This is a genomic window from Streptomyces sp. NPDC033180, from assembly GCF_055577645.1.
This window is the reverse complement of record NZ_JBVIPU010000002.1, coordinates 611319-626838: the sequence shown is the minus strand read 5'-3', so window position 1 is coordinate 626838 and position 15520 is coordinate 611319. Positions and strand designations below refer to the sequence as shown.

At 71.7% G+C, this 15520-nt stretch carries 12 protein-coding genes; 3 read left to right on the top strand and 9 right to left on the bottom strand.

Features of this window, described 5'->3' with window-relative positions; genetic code table 11:
• Positions 1-3 precede the first annotated feature (3 nt).
• Complete coding sequence (locus ACZ5WE_RS09550; RefSeq protein ID WP_467684156.1) at positions 4-1917, bottom strand: sensor histidine kinase; 1914 nt, start codon at positions 1915-1917, stop codon at positions 4-6.
• 18 nt (positions 1918-1935) lie between these two features.
• On the opposite strand from ACZ5WE_RS09550, the gene ACZ5WE_RS09545 reads away from it, so the two are divergent.
• Entirely contained in the window at positions 1936-2946 is a 1011-nt protein-coding gene (locus ACZ5WE_RS09545; RefSeq protein ID WP_467684158.1) for an ArsR/SmtB family transcription factor, read from the top strand.
• Between the two features lie 111 nt (positions 2947-3057).
• Here ACZ5WE_RS09545 and ACZ5WE_RS09540 read toward each other — a convergent pair whose 3' ends face one another.
• The gene (locus tag ACZ5WE_RS09540) at positions 3058-3726 is read right to left on the bottom strand and encodes an HNH endonuclease family protein (RefSeq protein WP_467684160.1); all 669 of its coding nucleotides are present in this window, start codon (positions 3724-3726) and stop codon (positions 3058-3060) included.
• A 759-nt stretch (positions 3727-4485) separates the two neighbouring features.
• Here ACZ5WE_RS09540 and ACZ5WE_RS09535 point away from each other — a divergent pair.
• Positions 4486-5751, top strand: a complete 1266-nt coding sequence (locus ACZ5WE_RS09535) for an amidohydrolase family protein (RefSeq protein WP_467685155.1) — start codon at positions 4486-4488, stop codon at positions 5749-5751.
• Between the two features lie 54 nt (positions 5752-5805).
• On the opposite strand, the gene ACZ5WE_RS09530 is transcribed toward ACZ5WE_RS09535, so the two are convergent.
• The 5 genes from ACZ5WE_RS09530 to hemC form a co-directional block, all read right to left on the bottom strand.
• Positions 5806-7212: an MFS transporter gene (locus ACZ5WE_RS09530; RefSeq protein WP_467684162.1), complete on the bottom strand. Its 1407-nt coding sequence runs from the start codon at positions 7210-7212 to the stop codon at positions 5806-5808.
• 242 nt (positions 7213-7454) lie between these two features.
• Positions 7455-8279, bottom strand: coding sequence for a GntR family transcriptional regulator (locus ACZ5WE_RS09525; protein ID WP_467684164.1), 825 nt, complete (start codon positions 8277-8279; stop codon positions 7455-7457).
• Between the two features lie 257 nt (positions 8280-8536).
• Positions 8537-9796 (bottom strand): APC family permease, encoded by a 1260-nt coding sequence (locus ACZ5WE_RS09520; protein WP_467684166.1) that lies wholly within the window; start codon positions 9794-9796, stop codon positions 8537-8539.
• A 60-nt stretch (positions 9797-9856) separates the two neighbouring features.
• On the bottom strand, positions 9857-10744 hold the full coding sequence (locus ACZ5WE_RS09515) for an endo alpha-1,4 polygalactosaminidase (protein WP_467684168.1): 888 nt from the start codon (positions 10742-10744) through the stop codon (positions 9857-9859).
• Positions 10745-10846: 102 nt separating this feature from the next.
• Positions 10847-11782, bottom strand: coding sequence for a hydroxymethylbilane synthase (gene hemC / locus ACZ5WE_RS09510; protein WP_467684169.1), 936 nt, complete (start codon positions 11780-11782; stop codon positions 10847-10849).
• A gap of 177 nt (positions 11783-11959) precedes the next feature.
• Here hemC and ACZ5WE_RS09505 point away from each other — a divergent pair, with 177 nt between their 5' ends.
• Entirely contained in the window at positions 11960-12439 is a 480-nt protein-coding gene (locus ACZ5WE_RS09505; RefSeq protein ID WP_467684170.1) for a GNAT family N-acetyltransferase, read from the top strand.
• A gap of 14 nt (positions 12440-12453) precedes the next feature.
• Here ACZ5WE_RS09505 and ACZ5WE_RS09500 read toward each other — a convergent pair whose 3' ends face one another.
• Complete coding sequence (locus tag ACZ5WE_RS09500) at positions 12454-13974, bottom strand: MFS transporter (RefSeq protein ID WP_467684171.1); 1521 nt, start codon at positions 13972-13974, stop codon at positions 12454-12456.
• A 14-nt stretch (positions 13975-13988) separates the two neighbouring features.
• Positions 13989-15515 (bottom strand): MFS transporter, encoded by a 1527-nt coding sequence (locus ACZ5WE_RS09495; RefSeq protein WP_467684173.1) that lies wholly within the window; start codon positions 15513-15515, stop codon positions 13989-13991.
• Positions 15516-15520 lie beyond the last annotated feature (5 nt).

Sequence of the window (15520 nt, the reverse complement as noted above, 5' to 3'; positions counted from 1 at the left end):
CTCTCACGCGTGCAGCGGCAGCTCGACGGCGACCGTCGTCGGCCCGCCGTCAGGACTTCTGACGTCTATCCGCCCATCGACCGTACGTACGCGCCCCGCGAGTCCCGTCAGTCCACTCCCCCCTGCCGCGTCCGCCCCGCCGCGCCCGTCGTCATCGACCTGGAGGAGAAGCCGGCCGTCCGACTGGGCCACCGTGATGGCGGCCCGCCGGGCCCCGCTGTGTTTGATGACGTTCGCGAGCAGCTCGGCGGCGCAGAAGTACGCGATGGTCTCGATCGCCGGGGTCGGACGCTCTGGTACGTCCGTCACCAGGTCGACCGGGACGCTGCTGCGCGCGGTGAGCGTGGCGAGCGCGTCCGGCAGGCCGTCGTCAAGGGCCGGGGGATGGATGCCGCGGGCCAGATCGCGCAGTTCGGTGAGGGCCTCGGTGGCGTTGTGGTGCGCTCCGTCGACGAGTTGACGCAGGCGCGCGACATCCAGAGCTCCACCGCCCTTGTGGCCGCCCGGGCCGGCACCGGAGCTCTCGCTCTCGTTGAGCCGCTGCCGGATCATGTCGAGGCTCATCGCGACCGCGACGAGGCGGACCTGAGCCCCGTCGTGCAGATCGCGCTCGACGCGGCGGAGCAGCGCCACCGAGTCGTCCACGGCGAGCGCCCGCGTCTCCTCCAAGTCACGTACACGATCGGCGAGTGGGCCGGGCCCGAGCAGGGTGCCGATGAGCCACCGATCGGCCTCGGTCACCAGGCGGGTCGCCCAGGGGGCACACAGCAGGGTGCCCGCACCGATGGCGACCGCGAGGAAGGTGCCGGCGAAGGTGTCCGCGTCGAGGCCGCCGAAGGGGATCGGCGTGAGCACCGGCATGCCCTCAGGGGAACCGGGCTCGGGGTGCTGCCCGAACACCGTCCACCGCAGCGGCGCGGTGAGGTCGACCAGACCCGCGGGCCACCACAGGACGGCGTACGCCCCCAGACAGCTGATCGGCAGCTTCACCAGAACATAGGCCACCGACCGCCAGCCGGCGCCGTCCCACAGCCGGGCGTCGAGGCGGCTGGCCAACCGCCCCTCGGGGCGCAGCGGTGGCGGCGCGGGCGTCCGGTCCCCCAGGAGCCGCGCCGCAAGGCGACGATGGAGGCCGCCCGACGCCCGGGCGCATCGGAGCCCGGCGATGAAGAAAAGAGCGCCGAGTACGGCGAACACCACCGACACGGTGAAACCCGCGCCAAGGGCCAGCACCACCGCGAGCAGCACGCCGCCCACGAGGCCCAACGGGAACCCGACCAGGCAGTAGGCGGCCTCGGCCCACGCCCGCCGGGTGAAAGGGGCACGCCCCACGGCTCGTAGGAGGGCGCGCGCCCCTCGCGTGCCGGTGGGCGTCCCGGGGTGTTCCGGCGTGCGGGAGGTGGTGGCGTCGGCGGCCTGTGGGTGTGTGACGTGCATGGTGACCAGTGTCGCGGAAGGCGGCGTCTGGGCGCTGACTGCCGCAGTCTGCGCAGGGGGGGGCGGGGCGTCAGGGGGTCGTGAAAAGGAGGACGGTGTTCTGCCCGCCGAACCGAAGGAGTTGGACAGGACGGCTTCCACGGAGGCGGGAGAAGGCCGGCCGGTGACGACGGGAAGGGCGTAACTCTCCTCCTGCTGCGTGAGGTTGGCGGTGGGCGGGATGAGTTGGTGCTCAAGAGTGAGGACGGCGAGAGCGGCCTCGACGGCACCCGCTGCCCCCAGGCAGTGCCCCAGGACGCCCTTGGGCGCGGTGACCGGTGGCGGTTGGCCGTCGAAGACGCGCAGCAGCGCTCGCGCTTCCGCGAGGTCTCCCGCCGGCGTGGAGGTGCCGTGGGCATTGACGTGGCCGACGCCCCGGGGGCTGCATCCGCCCAGGTGATCGAGGGTCGACGTGATTTGGCCCAGCCCGAATAACGACATCTTGATCAGGCTCTGCGTATGCCTCTGCGTATCCACGTCACAGCCGCAGACCTGGCCCGCACCCGGCTGGCCGAGGGCCCTCGCCCCATGCTGGAGCTGGATATCGCGTTGCGACTGCTGCAAGAGGGCAGCCATTCCACACGGTTCGGGGCCTGGCGCAGGGAATCGCTGCGCCGTCTGTCGCCGAGGGTGAGGCGACTGTTCGATCTGATCCCGCCGACGGGCTGGACCGTGGACTTCCTCGATCACGCCGGCGCCGTCAGCATCGACGAGGCGCTGGAGCGGGTGCGGGCCACGCCCGCCGCCCGTCTCCGCAAAGATACGGAGACCTGGGCCGGACGCGGTCACTCGCGTCCCGTGCCGTCCTGGACACAGGCGCTCGGCAGCGACAGACACCTGCTCACGGAACTGGCCGACACCGTCGCCCACGCGCACATGCACGTCATCGCCCCGTATCAGGGGCACATCGATGCCCTCAGCCGCGCGGATCAGGCACTGCGCACCCGCCAGGCCACCCGAGGCGGGCTCCACACCCTGCTGTCCGGCCTCAACCCCCGCTACATCCCGTGGAAGTCGCCCGTGCTGGAACTCACCATGGCATCCGGCAGCGCAGGCGACATTCATCTCGCGGGTCGCGGGCTGCTCCTGATCCCCTCAGTCTTCGGGGCGGTATACCCGGCGCTGGACGAAACAGCTGAACCCCAGCCGTGGCTGACGTACCCCGTCGGCGTCCGTGACACGGACGTCTTCCTGCCGCCCACCGATACCGCACGAGCCCTGAGCACCGTCCCCGACTCCCTGACCGCGCTCCTCGGCCACACCCGCGCCGTGGTGCTGTGGACCATCGCCCACCACCCCGGCTGCACCACCACCGAACTCGCCCGCCACGCCGGCATCTCCCCGGCCAGCGCCAGCCAGCACGCGACCGTTCTCCGCACCGCGGGCCTCTCCCACACCACCCGGCACCACAACACCGCTTTGCGCATCACCACCCCCGCGGGTACCAACCTCCTCAACACCGCAGCCTGAGAGCCGGAGAGCTTCCGCCCGCAGCGCGACATCCGGCGATGCAACTGACCGTGCCGGGCCTCGGCCCGCCGGATGCCGCCGGCGAAGTTTCGGCGGTCTCGGGTGAGCGACCTACGGGGCGGCCGTGTAGATGACGGAAGTGTTCTTGCACTCGCCGTTGGCGAATACCGCGATGGCGTCGAGCTCGGCCGGGTTCGCGGCCAGGTCCCAGCGCAGTTTGGTGGACACCCAGTCGGAGAGGTAGCGGCAGTGCGCGCCGGGCAGAGGCGGCATCCAACCGGCGGGGTCCTGGTTGGCCTTGGAGCGGTCGGAGCGTTTGGTGACGGCCACGAGGCCGGCGGGTGCGCCCTGGTCGTTGGCGTAGTCCTCACGGCGCTCCGTGCTCCAGCCGGAGGCGCCCGAAGCCCAGGCTTCCGCGAGCGGCACCATGTGATGGACGGCGAGTTTGTCCGGGTCGTCGACTTCCTGGTTGTCGTAGTACGACACCCACTCGCCCTCGCTCAGCGCGCAGCTCTCGCCTACCTCGGGGGCCTCTTCGGCCTCGGCGATGAGCACTTCCGCGCGGGTGTCGCAGCCGTCCTTCTTGTCGAGTCCGGCGTTCCAGTGCTTGAAGTGGCCGCGGGAGTAGCCCTCGTGCTGCTCGTCCGCGACCGGGAGCCGGTGCAGGGCATCGGCCAGAGTGGTGACCTCAGTGGTCTGTGCGAGGACGGGCGCGGGGGCGATGAGAGGGACGAGCGACAGGGAGAGCGCGGTCAGGCCGCGCGCGAAGTTCTTGATCATGTCCACAGGTGTAGTGGCCGACGAGTCCCGGCTGGTGGCGCATGGCAGGGGACCCGGCCAGGTGGGTCAGGGGATTCACCGCAGAAACGTCTCGGCCCGCCCGGACCCCGCTATGTTTCGGTGAGGTTACGCCACTTCGTTCGGGCCGGATGTATGGCTTGACCAGGGGTTTGGTGGCGCAGGGCGGCAGTTGTGCCACCTGCCTGCTCAGTATGTGAATGTCGCATGCCGGAAGTCTTGTTCCACGCCCGGCGGTGGTCCTAGGGTCGGGCCACCCCGCACGACCGACCTGCCGTACGGCTGACCTCGGGCTTCGCCGTACGCGCGGCGCACCGTTGGCACCCGCACGCGGAGCCCGGCGTGCGCGGAGTGGCAACTGCGCAGGCATGCGAAGTACGGAAGCGGGCGAGTGAGTTGGCGAGCGAGCGGCGAATCGAGCGGTCGGCGGAGCAGGGCCGGAGCGAAGGGCAAGGCGGCCACAGGGAAGGGCAGAGCCAGGGCGAAGGACAAGGGCCTGAGCGATCGGGGCCGGGGGAGCAGCCCGGCAGACGCAGGTTTCTGGTCGGAGCAGGGCTGGCGGGTGCCGCTGGGCTCATCAGCGCTCCGGCCGCCGGGAGTGCCACCGCGGCCACGGGCGAGAACGGCGCCGGGCGGCCGGGCACGAAGAGGCAGGGTGCCGGTGAGGGGGCCGACTCACCCGGTGCGGTGCGGGCGGAGCAGTTCAAGGGGACCAGGAAGCTGCTCGTACCGGAGCTTTTGATGCTGCCGGGAGGCCCGAAGCGTGGGCAGGCCGTGCTCGTCGACGGCAGGAAGTTCCGGGCGGTCGGGCCGGCCAAGGAGCTCATGGCCGCGCACCCCGGGCTTCGACCGGTGCGGCTGGACGGGCACATGATCATGCCGGGCTTCGTCGACGCGCATCATCACTTGACGCAGAGTTTCGGCAAGGCCCAGTCGTTCGGGCAGCCTTCGGAGATCTTCAAGACGATATGGGAGCCGCTGGAACACGCGCTCGATGAGGAGAGTGCCTATGTGTCGGCGAAGCTGGCGTCCCTCGAGGCGCTGCGGGGCGGCTTCACGACGGTTGCCGATGCCGGGACGCGGGCGCCGGTCGATGTGGCCGCTGTGGCGAAGGGAACGCAGGAAGCCGGTATCCGGTGCGTACTCTCCAAGGTCGTGTCCGACGGGAAGGGCGGGCCGGAGCATCTTGGCCGATGGGAGGCGCATCCGCTGATCCACCCCTCCCTGGCCATCCCCGTGCCCGAGGACGCGTCCGCGAAAATCCTCAAGCGGACGGCGGACCTGTGCCGCGAGGCCGACGCGGTCTTCCAGATCCATGTCAATGAACATCTGGCCTCCGTGGAGAGGTCGTTGAAGAGCGTCGGCCGGCGGCCGGTCGAGTACCTGCGGCACGTTGGGGCGCTGGGCCCGCAGACGCTGGGTTCGCATGCCACTCTGCTCACGCCCGGCGAGATGCGGATGCTGGCCGACTCCGGCGCGGCCATCAGCTACAACCCCGTGGCCAGCGCCTGGAAGGGCAACGCTGTCGCACACGCCACGATGCTGGCCGCGATGGGGGTGCGCTTCGGCACGGGCACCGACGGGACGCGCGGCGACGGCTTCCGCCTCGTTGATGCCGCGGAGACGGCTCAGCGGCTGGCGTACGGCATGGCGTCGGGGGATTCCTCGTGCGGCGCGGGTCGGATGTGGCTGGAGCACGCGACATCGCTCAGCGCAGACGCCCTCGGTCTTGGCAGGGTGACCGGGGAGATCGCGGTGGGCAAGGCCGCCGACTTCCTCGTCGTGGACGTCAACGTCCCTGAGCTCACCCCCTCCTATGACCTGGAGTGGGAACTCGTCCGCCTGGCCAACCGCGACCAGATCACCGCCGTCGTGGTCGACGGCAAGCTGCGGCTGTGGGAGGGCTGGCCGCCGGACTGGGACGGCCGCGCGCTGGTGGCACGGGCGGCGAAGACCGGTCCCGAGGTGGTGCGCCGCGCGGAGCTGCAGCGCGTGGAGCCGCGGTAGCTGTTCGGCCGGGTCCGGCTCCGGGGGCTTCGCTCCGGGGCCGGACCTGCTGGCTCACCGCTCCGGCGGAAGCCACCTGGCGACGGCGAACGCGATCAGTGCGATCACGGCGGCCAAGGTCAACGTCGCGGTGTGCAGGCCCGCGGTGAACGCGTCGACGACCGCCCTGTGCAGATGGGGGTCGGAGGTGTGGGACACGGCTTCCGCGACCGTCGTCGGCCGATCGGCGCCGGACGGGTGGGAATCGGCGCCGGACAGATCAGAGGGGAGGCGGGCCGTGAAGACGGCGGTGGTGAGGGTGCCGGTGACAGCGATGCCGACGGCACTGCCCAACTCCCGTGCGAGACTCTGCAATGCGGAGCCCGTCCCAGCCCGCTCCGCGGGCAGCGCACTCATCACGGCGTGCGAGAGCAGCGGGCTCGCGGTGCCGCAGCCGAGTGCGGTGAGTCCGGCGCCCAGGGCGTAGAGCGCGTACGGGGTGCGGGCACTGGCGGCCGACACCACGCACAGCCCGGCGGCCAGTACCAGCATCCCGATGAGGACGGTGCCGCGTCGGCCGCACACCCGCTCGATCAGCAGGCCGAGGCGCGGGCCTGCCAGCAGCGCCGCGGCCATCGGCAGCAACCGCAGCCCGGCTTCGAGCGGCCCGTACCCCTTGGCGTACTGGAGGTACTGGCCGTTGAGGTAGAAGAGGCCGAACATCCCGGCGAAGAGAGCGGCCATCCCCGCCGCCCCCGCTCGTACGGCCGGCCGCGCGAAGAGCCGTGGATCCAGGAGAGGGTCGCGGGCGCGCAGCTCACGCCGGGCCCAGACGACAAGGAGTGCAACCGCCGCTGTGCCGGCTGCCGGCACCGGCCAGGCGCTCCAGCCGGACTGCGGTCCGGCGACGATCGCGTAGAGCAGTGCCAGGAAGCCCGCGGTGAGCAGGGCGCCGGCGAGCGGCGCGGCGGGGCTCGGGCGGCGGGCGGTGACGGGGGCCACCGCGGCCACCAGGAGCAGGGCGCACAGCGCGAGCGGGATCAGACAGAGAAAGAGCGTGCGCCAACTCCCGTACTCGATGGCGGCCCCGCCGCCCACGTTGCCCAGTACGGCCGCGAGCCCCGTCATGGACGCCCACACGGCGACGGCCTTGCGCCGAGCCCGATCGGGCAGGCCCTCGACCAGCAGGGCGAGCGTCGTGGGCAGCACGGCGGCCGCGCCGACCCCGCTGATCATGCGCCCGGCGATCAGTACGGCGACATGCGGGGCGGCGGCGCAGATCACCGCGCCCAGCGTGAAAACACCCATGCCGCACATGAGGGTTCCCTTGCGGCCCCTGCGATCGGCGAGTGCGCCGGCGGGCACCAGCAGGCAGGCGAACATGACGACATAGCCGTCCACGACCCACACCACCGACTGGGCGGAGGGGTGCAGAGCATCGGCCGAGAGGTCGGGGATCGCCAGATTGACGGCGGAAACCATGCCGATCACCAAGGTGACGCACAGACACATGGCCGGCGTGGTCAGCGTGGGCGGACGATGGGGGCGTGGATCCGGCTGGGTGCGAGGGGGCGGGTGGGGGGCGTGCAGGGGATCGGCGTGATCCAACGGGGCCTCCGTGGCAGAGGAGTTGGGAGCGCTCAGCAGGTCACGACGCATGCCTGATACGGAGCGGGCACCCCGTCACACAGGGGTGCCCGCACCGGCGGTGGCGCGCGAAGCCGTTACGGCAAGGAACTGCCGGCGTTGTCGGAGATGTGGGCGCGGTCGGTGTACTTGGCCGCCCGGTCGAGCGTGGCGTGCAGGGTCAGACGGTCTCCGCGCAGATGGAGGAACTCCAGGTCGGCGGGGCGGCCGTCGGCGAGGCGGGTGAGGCGTTCGACGGCGAGGATCGCGCCGCCCTCGGGCATCTCCAGGACGGCGCAGGTCGCCGGATCGGCGACCGTGGCGTGCACGGACACCTCGGCCGAGCCGAGCGGCATGCCCGTCGCGGTCTCGATCAGATCGAAGACGTCGTGGTTTTCCAGCGTGCGCGGTGTCTTCCCGGCGTGTGCCAGGAGGGGCTCACCCACCTCGGGGATGAGATAGGTGCAGTCCAGGGACAGGGGAATGCCGTCCACCCGGCGCAGCCGCTCAAGGTAGACGGCCGGGCTCCCTTCGGGCAGGTCCAGTCGGCGGGCGATCGTGTGCGGCGGCCGCAGGACGCGTGCTTCGCGTACCTCGTTGACGACGGTGCCGTGCCGCTGGAGCACCTCGGCGAGCCCCGACAGTTCGCCCAGCGGATGCTCGTAGGCACGGCCGATCACCACCGTGCCCACGCCCCGGCGGCGTTCGACGAGACCTTCGTCGCGCAGGAGGCCGAGGGCCTCCCGGACCGTGTTCCGGGAGGCGTCGAACTCGGCGATCAGGGCTCGCTCATCGGGCAGTACTCCACCGGGGAAGGCGCCGCGCATGACCTGCCTGCGCAGCACACTGGCCACGGTCCGGGCCCGGTCGGCCCGCGTCAGCGGCCCGCCGGACCCGTCGCCCCTCGGCTTCGGATCGCGCATGGCTCCCTCAAGGTGGATGCGTGGGTATCTGGCGCGGGCAGGACGTCGCGCCAGACACCGACGCTAGGCGAGCAATGTTGCCGCGAAGTTACGCCACCCTATGTGACCTGCGGCGATGTCGTGACCTGGGGCTTCGCGAGGCAGGCGGTGGGGTGTGCCACCGGAGCCCGAAGTCGAGCGCGCACGCCTGGTCCGCTCGGCGGCGCGCGCGTCGTGCTCCGGCCGGTCCTCGGTGACGTGGGGCCGTGACGCGAGGCCTACATGACTTTCCGGCGTACGAAGTAGGCGACCGCGCCGGCAGCCAGAACGACGGCGCCGGAAACGGTGGAGGAGAGCGGGAGACTGCAGGCCAGGAGCAGGCAGCCGGCCAGGCCCAGGGCGGGGACGGCGCGCGGCGGGCGGCCTTCGCCCGGCGTCAGGGTCCAGGCGGCGGCGTTGGCGACGGCGTAGTAGGCGAGCACCCCGAAGGAGGAGAAGCCGATCGCGCCGCGCAGGTCGGCGAAGGCGACCAGGGTCGATACGACGGTGCCCACCGCGAGTTGGGCCCGGTGGGGGACGCTGGAGCGAGGGTGGACCGCGGCCAACGCGTGCGGAAGGTGATGGTCGCGGGCCATCGCCAGTGTCGTACGTGAGATGCCGAGGATCAGGGCGAGCAGCGAGCCGAGCGCGGCGACGGCGGCACCGACGCGTACCACGGGGGCCAGGGCGGGCGCCCCGGCGGCGCGCACCGTGTCCGCGAGGGGTGCCGCCGCGTCGGCGAGACCGCCGGGGCCGAGTACGGCAAGGGAGGCGGTGGCGACCGCCGCGTACACCACCAGCGTGACGCCCAGGGCGATGGGGATCGCGCGGGGGATGGTGTGCCCGGGGTCGCGGACCTCCTCGCCGAGCGTGGCGATGCGCGCGTATCCGGCGAAGGCGAAGAACAGCAGCCCGGCGGCCTGCAGAACGCCGCTCACATCCGCGTCGCCGCTCAACTCCAGGTGGGCGGCGGTAGCTTGACCACTGGTGAAGGAGGCGGCCACGACAGCGGCAAGGACGGCGAGGACGAGCGCGACGATGATGCGGGTCAGCCAGGCGGCCTTCTGGATGCCGACGTAGTTGACGGCGGTCAGGGCGACCACGGCGGCGATCGCCACGGGGCGTTCGTGGCCGGGCCAGGCGTACGCGCCCGCGGTGAGGGCCATGGCCGCGCAGGAGGCGGTCTTGCCGACGATGAAGCCCCAGCCCGCGAGATAGCCCCAGAAGTCGCCGATCCGTTCACGGCCGTAGACGTAGGTGCCGCCGGAGGCGGGGTAGCGGGCGGCCAGCCGGGCCGATGAGGTGGCGTTGCAGTAGGCGACCACCGCCGCGATCGCGAGACCGGCGAGAAGCCCCGAGCCCGCGGCACGGGCGGCGGGGGCGAACGCGGCGAAGATACCCGCACCGATCATCGACCCCAGGCCGATGAACACGGCGTCACCTACCCCGATTCGCCGTTGCAGACGGGGCGAGTTCGAGGCAGCGGGCGGCGTGCTCATCGATGGCTCCTCGGCAGCGGAACGCCTGTTTCACGCGTGGAGACGCTATCCGACATCGCCTCAGCACTGCGCGAAGACGTACCCCTTCGCGCTCTTGGGGCTGACGTCGCGGTCGCGCAGGGTGATGGACAGGCGAGGTCCCCAGGCGTCGCAGGCGTCGCGGTAGTCCTTGCGCGTGTACTCGACGGCGAAGACCTTGTCGTCGTAGGCGTCGGCGAAGTCACCGCACTCCTTGTACGCCGCGCACTCCTCGACGACGGCGAAGTCGAAACCGATGCGGGCGCGCTCGGGAAGGAGGTCGGTGGTGTTCTTCTGGGCGATGGCCAGGCCGCGGCCGTGAGCCCGCTCGGCGAGCAACTTGGCGAAGGCGGCGGCGTGTTCGGGCGTGAGGAGATCGTCGGAACGCTCGTAGGAGTCCAGGTTGTCGGGCTCGACGGCGTCGTAGCCCGACTTCGCGCAGCCGTCGATCCACGGCCCGACGACGTCCATCAGATCCCGGCGTCTGCCGGGCGTGGAGATGTCGAGGAGCGGCTCGTCCCAGTCGTCGTCGACCACCAGGGAGCCGTCGTCGTCCTTCAGGAGCAGGTCGGGGTGCTTCTTCTTCCACCAGGTGATGGCGTCGCCCGGCTGGGTCTGGAAGGCGTTGACGTAACACACGTTGTACAGGCCTTCGGCGGGCTCGGCGGAGCGGTCGCGGGAGACCGCCTGCACGGCGTGGTCAGGCCGGTAGGGCCCGCCGAGTTGGTAGTCGAAGACGGCGTCGGGCTCGGGCGCACGCACGGAGTCGGTCCGGTTCGTGGCCGGGGAGTCCTTGCCGGCGTCGGTCGCGCAGGCGGCGGCCAGGAAGAGGGCTGCGGCGCAGGCGACCAGCCGGCCCGCGCGCGAGCGGCGTGAGCGGTGCGGGTGGTGCGAGCTGGCCGGGTGGTACGGGTTGTGCGGGTGGCGCATCGAAGACTTTCGTTCGGGGCGGCTGCAGGTACAGGCCTCCGCTGGATCAGTGCAGCGCGTCACGCGTCCGCCCCGGGGTGACCTCGGAGTTCCCGGCAGACCTCAGTGCGCGATGGAGTCGATCAGTTCGCGCGCGCCCTGGCGCAGCAGCGTGACCGCCACGGACGTGCCGAGCGTCGCCGGGTCGAGCGGCCCGGCCCACTCGTGGGCGTTGAGGACCGTCTTGCCGTCCGGGGTGAACACCCGGGCGCGCAGCGAAAGGTCGCCGCCCCGCTCGCAGCGCGCGTACCCGGCGATGGGGGAGTTGCAGTGTCCCTGCAGGACGTGCAGGAACATGCGCTCGGCGGTGGCCTCCCGCCAGGCCTCCGGGTCGCCGAGGCCCGAGACGGCCTCGATGGTCCGCGTGTCGTCCTCACGGCACTGGAGCGCCAGGATTCCCGCGCCGATCGGCGGGCACATCGTCTCCACCGACAGGACCTCGCTGACCACGTCCATTCGGTCGATGCGCTCGAGGCCCGACACCGCGAGCAGCAGGGCGTCCGCGTCGCCCGCGGCCAGCTTCTCCATCCGGCGTCCGGCGTTCCCGCGCATCGGGACACACTCCAACTCCGGGTGCGATGCGGCGAGTTGCGCGATGCGGCGCACCGATGACGTGCCGATGCGGGTTCCCGCGGGCAGCTCGTCCAGGGTGAGACCGCCGGGGTGGATGAGCGCGTCGCGGATGTCGTCCCGCTTGAGGAACGCGGCGAAGGTCGTGCCTGCCGGAAGCGGCCGGTCCGCCGGTACGTCCTTGACGCAGTGCACCGCGAGGTCCGCCTCACCGGCGAGCAGCGCCGCGTCCACCTCCTTGGTGAAAGCACCCTTGCCGCCGAGCTTCGCGAGGTCTCCCATCCAACGGTCTCCGGAGGTCGTGACCGGCACGACCTCCGTACGGATCCCGGGGTGCAGGGCGGTGAGTTCGGCGCGCACGCGCTCCACCTGGGCCAGCGCCATGGGGGAGGAACGGGAGACGATGCGGATCAGCTCAGGAGCGGACATGCGCACCACGATAGGCGCTCACCACAGCAGTCTGTTAAAGGACTCCTCGGGCCGGCAGTGCGCCCGGCGGCGGGCGGTCCTGGCGTGCGCGAGGCCCCGGGCCCTCATAGCGTGAGAAGCAGCCGGTCACCGCCCCGCCCCCGAGCAGGTCCCGGCGTCAGTCACCCGGGAGGTCCCATGTCAGCCGCCGCCGCTCACCAGCGGTCCCCGATCGTTCTCGAACGGATGGCTCCCACCCATCTGGCCGACATCCTCGCTCTGGGGCGCGAGGTGTACGACACCTCGGTGAAGCCGTACACATCCTGGTCCCTCTCGGCGATCGCCAGGCACCTGGACGCCGATGCCTCGTCCTGCTGGGTGGCGCTCGACGGTGACGCTCTCGCCGGGTTCGTCTGCGGCTCGATGGGTTTCGACCAGCGTACGGACTGGGGGAACCTGGAGTGGATCGCCAGCGCTCCCGCCTATCAGGGGCAGGGCATCGCCAGCCATCTGGTGCAGGCCTGCTGCGCCACGCTGACCGCCGCCGGTGCCACCGCCGTGGTGACCGATGTCGAGTCGCGCAACACCGCGTCCGCCGCGCTGATGCGGCGCAACGGCTTCGTGGAGAGCGTCTCGGTCACCCTCTTCGTGCGCGACGCCCCCGACGCGGCGATCTGACCCTCCGGGCGCCGCTACCCGGCACAGTCCTTCCCCGGCTCCAACGGCGGTGCGTCGACGCCCAGATGGGACTTGCAGCGCGGCGTGTTCCCCGCGTCCTCGTGCCAGGAGGCGGGACGCGGGCGGATGAAGACCGCCGCCGCTGCCGCCGCGAGGACGAACAGGCCCGCGCAGCCCACGGCCGCCTTGCCGAACGCCGAGTTCAGCGCGTCCGCATCCGCGTACGCCGTCCCGGAAAGGCCTACCGCAAGGGGCAGCGCCGCGACGACGAGCATCTGCGCCACCCGCGCCGCGGTGTTGTTGACGCCGCTCGCCAGACCCGCGCGCCCCGCGTCGACCGAGGCCAGGACGGTCGCCGTCAGCGGAGCCACGAACACGCTCATCCCCAGGCCGAGGACCACGACCGCCGGCAGGACCTCCGTCACGTACGCGGCGCCGGGCTCGATCCGCAGCATCAGGAGCGCCCCGGCGGCCGCGATCAGCGGCCCCGCGACCAGCGGCAGGGTGGGCCCGACCCGCCGCGAAAGATCGCCGGCGGCGGCCGAGAGCAGCAGCATCAGAACCGTGATCGGCAGCGTCGCCGTCCCCGCCTGCAGCGCGTCGTAGCCAAGTGTCGTCTGCAACTGCACCGGCAGCATGAACAGAAGCCCGCCGATGGCCGCGTACAGGCACAGCGTCATGATGTTGGCGGCGCTGAACAGGCGGGAGCGGAAGAGGGAGAGCGGCAGCATCGGATGGCGGCGGCGGTGCTCCACCACGACGAAGGCGACACCCGCCGCGAGTCCGCCGAGCCCCGGCAGGAGCGCCGCCGCCTTCGACGAGTCGCCCGCGGCGCCGATCAGCGAGAAGCTGAGGCCCGCGAGGAACAGCGCCGCCAGGCACGCCCCCGTCACGTCGAACGGCTTCTCCGCGGCGCCTTCGGCCCGGCTCTCCGGCACATGACGCACCGCGAGGAGCACGAGCGCCGCCAGCGGAACGTTGATCAGGAAGATCCACCGCCAGCCGGGACCGTCGATCAGCCAGCCGCCGAGGAACGGCCCGACCGCGCCCGCGACCCCGCCGAGCCCCGACCAGGCGCCCACCGCACGTGCCTGGTCCTGCGGCCGGAACGACGTACGCACCAAGGCCAGCGAACCCGGCGTGAGCAGCGCGCCGCCGATGCCCTGCAACGCCCGTGCCGCGATGAGCATCCCGGCGTCCTGCGCCATCCCACACAGCGCCGAGGCCAGGGCGAACCACACGACGCCGATGACCAGGGTGCGCCGCCGTCCGATGCGGTCGCCGAGCGCCCCGCCGAGCAGCAGCAGTGCCGAGAGCGTGAGCATGTAGGCGTTGACGACCCACTGCAGGGACGCGAGTGACGTGTCCAGGTCGCGGCCGAGGGTGGGCAGGGCGACGTTCACCACCGTGCCGTCCAGCATCGCCATGCCCGAGGCGAGCACGGCGCAGACGAGCACCCAGCGGCCCCGCGCGGAGGCCAGCGCGACACCGTCGTCGGCGCTTTCCGCCGCGGAAGCCCTCGATGTGGAAGCCACGCCTCACTGTCCTCCTACAGGCGCACCGCGCCGCCGCCCGCGTCCGAGTGGACCGGAGCACCCCTGCGGTAGAGCACGACCGTAACGACGAGACCGATTGCGAAGAAGACCGCGGACCACGTGTACGCGGTCGAGTAACTCTCCATCGCCGACTGGGCCTTCACTTCCGGCGTCGGCCGTCTGCCCACGAGGTAGTTGGCGGCGGCGCTCGTCGCGAGGGAGTTGAGCAGGGCCGTGCCGATCGAACCGCCCACCTGCTGGCTGGTGTTGACCATGGCCGAGGCCACACCCGCGTCATGCGCGGCGACCCCCGCGGTCGCCATGCTCATCGCGGGGGCGAAGACCAGGCCGAGGCCGAGGCCGGCGACGAGCAACGGCGGCAGCACGTGCGCCGCGTAACCGCTGTGCACGTCGAGGGCGGTGAGCCAGGCCATCGCGGCCGCCGCGAGGCCCATGCCGAGCGGCACGATCGGTTTCGCGCCGAACCGCGGCACGAGCAGGTTGGTCGTGACGACGGAGATCACCACCATCACGGCGACCATCGGCAGGAACGCGAGCCCCGTCTTCACGGGTGTGTAGCCGAGGATCTGCTGGAGGTAGTACGTCAGGAACAGGAAGACACCGAACATGCCGGCGCCGGAGATGAACATCGCGAGGAACGACGCCCCGCGGTCCCGGTCGAGCACCACGCGCAGCGGGAGCAGCGGATGGGCGGCCCGCGTCTGCCACCAGGCGAAGGCCGCCACCAGGACGGCTCCGACCACCAGGAACCCCCAGGTGTCGACGTCGCTCCAGGCGTGCGTCTCGGCGTTCGAGAAGCCGTAGACGATGCAGAACAGTCCCGCGGAGACCAGCAGAGTGCCGGGGACGTCCAGCTTCGGGCGGTCGGCGGGCCTGCCCCCGTGCAGCAGCCGCGCGCCGCCCAGCATGGCGAACACCGCGAAGATCAGGTTCACGTACAGGCACCAGCGCCAGTCCAGGTACTCGGTCAGGACGCCACCGAGGAGCAGTCCGACGGCGCCGCCCGCGCCCGCGATGGCGCCGTAGATGCCGAACGCCTTCGCGCGTTCCCTGGGATCCGTGAACGTGGTGGTGAGCAGGGACAGCGCGGCGGGCGCGAGAAGCGCACCGAACACGCCCTGGAGGGCGCGGGCCACCACCAGCATGGTGAAGCTGCTCGCCGCGCCACCGAGGGCCGAGGCGAGTGCGAATCCGCCGAGCCCGGCGAGGAAGACCAGCTTGCGGCCCACCAGGTCGGCGATGCGTCCGCCGAGGAGCAGCAGGCTGCCGAAGGCGAGCGCGTACGCGGTGACGATCCACTGGCGGTTGCCGTCGCTGAACCCGAGGTCCTGCTGGGCCGATGGCAGCGCGATGTTCACGATCGTCGCGTCGAGAACCACCATCAGCTGGGCGGTTCCCACGATCCCGAGGATCAGCCAGCGGTGCTCGTGCCGGCCACCGCTCGGGTGTGGGGGAGCGGAGGCCGTGGATCCTGCGTCCTGCCCCGTATCGAAGGGTTCCGGCGCGGGTGAGCGGTCCATCGGTG

Coding starts and splice junctions, on each gene's coding strand:
- ACZ5WE_RS09550 (WP_467684156.1), bottom strand. CDS start 1,917: ATGTCGTTATTCGGGCTGGGCCAAATCACGTCGACCCTCGATCACCTG.
- ACZ5WE_RS09545 (WP_467684158.1), top strand. CDS start 1,936: ATGCCTCTGCGTATCCACGTCACAGCCGCAGACCTGGCCCGCACCCGG.
- ACZ5WE_RS09540 (WP_467684160.1), bottom strand. CDS start 3,726: ATGATCAAGAACTTCGCGCGCGGCCTGACCGCGCTCTCCCTGTCGCTC.
- ACZ5WE_RS09535 (WP_467685155.1), top strand. CDS start 4,486: ATGCTGCCGGGAGGCCCGAAGCGTGGGCAGGCCGTGCTCGTCGACGGC.
- ACZ5WE_RS09530 (WP_467684162.1), bottom strand. CDS start 7,212: ATGGTTTCCGCCGTCAATCTGGCGATCCCCGACCTCTCGGCCGATGCT.
- ACZ5WE_RS09525 (WP_467684164.1), bottom strand. CDS start 8,279: ATGCGCGATCCGAAGCCGAGGGGCGACGGGTCCGGCGGGCCGCTGACG.
- ACZ5WE_RS09520 (WP_467684166.1), bottom strand. CDS start 9,796: ATGAGCACGCCGCCCGCTGCCTCGAACTCGCCCCGTCTGCAACGGCGA.
- ACZ5WE_RS09515 (WP_467684168.1), bottom strand. CDS start 10,744: ATGCGCCACCCGCACAACCCGTACCACCCGGCCAGCTCGCACCACCCG.
- hemC (WP_467684169.1), bottom strand. CDS start 11,782: ATGTCCGCTCCTGAGCTGATCCGCATCGTCTCCCGTTCCTCCCCCATG.
- ACZ5WE_RS09505 (WP_467684170.1), top strand. CDS start 11,960: ATGTCAGCCGCCGCCGCTCACCAGCGGTCCCCGATCGTTCTCGAACGG.
- ACZ5WE_RS09495 (WP_467684173.1), bottom strand. CDS start 15,515: ATGGACCGCTCACCCGCGCCGGAACCCTTCGATACGGGGCAGGACGCA.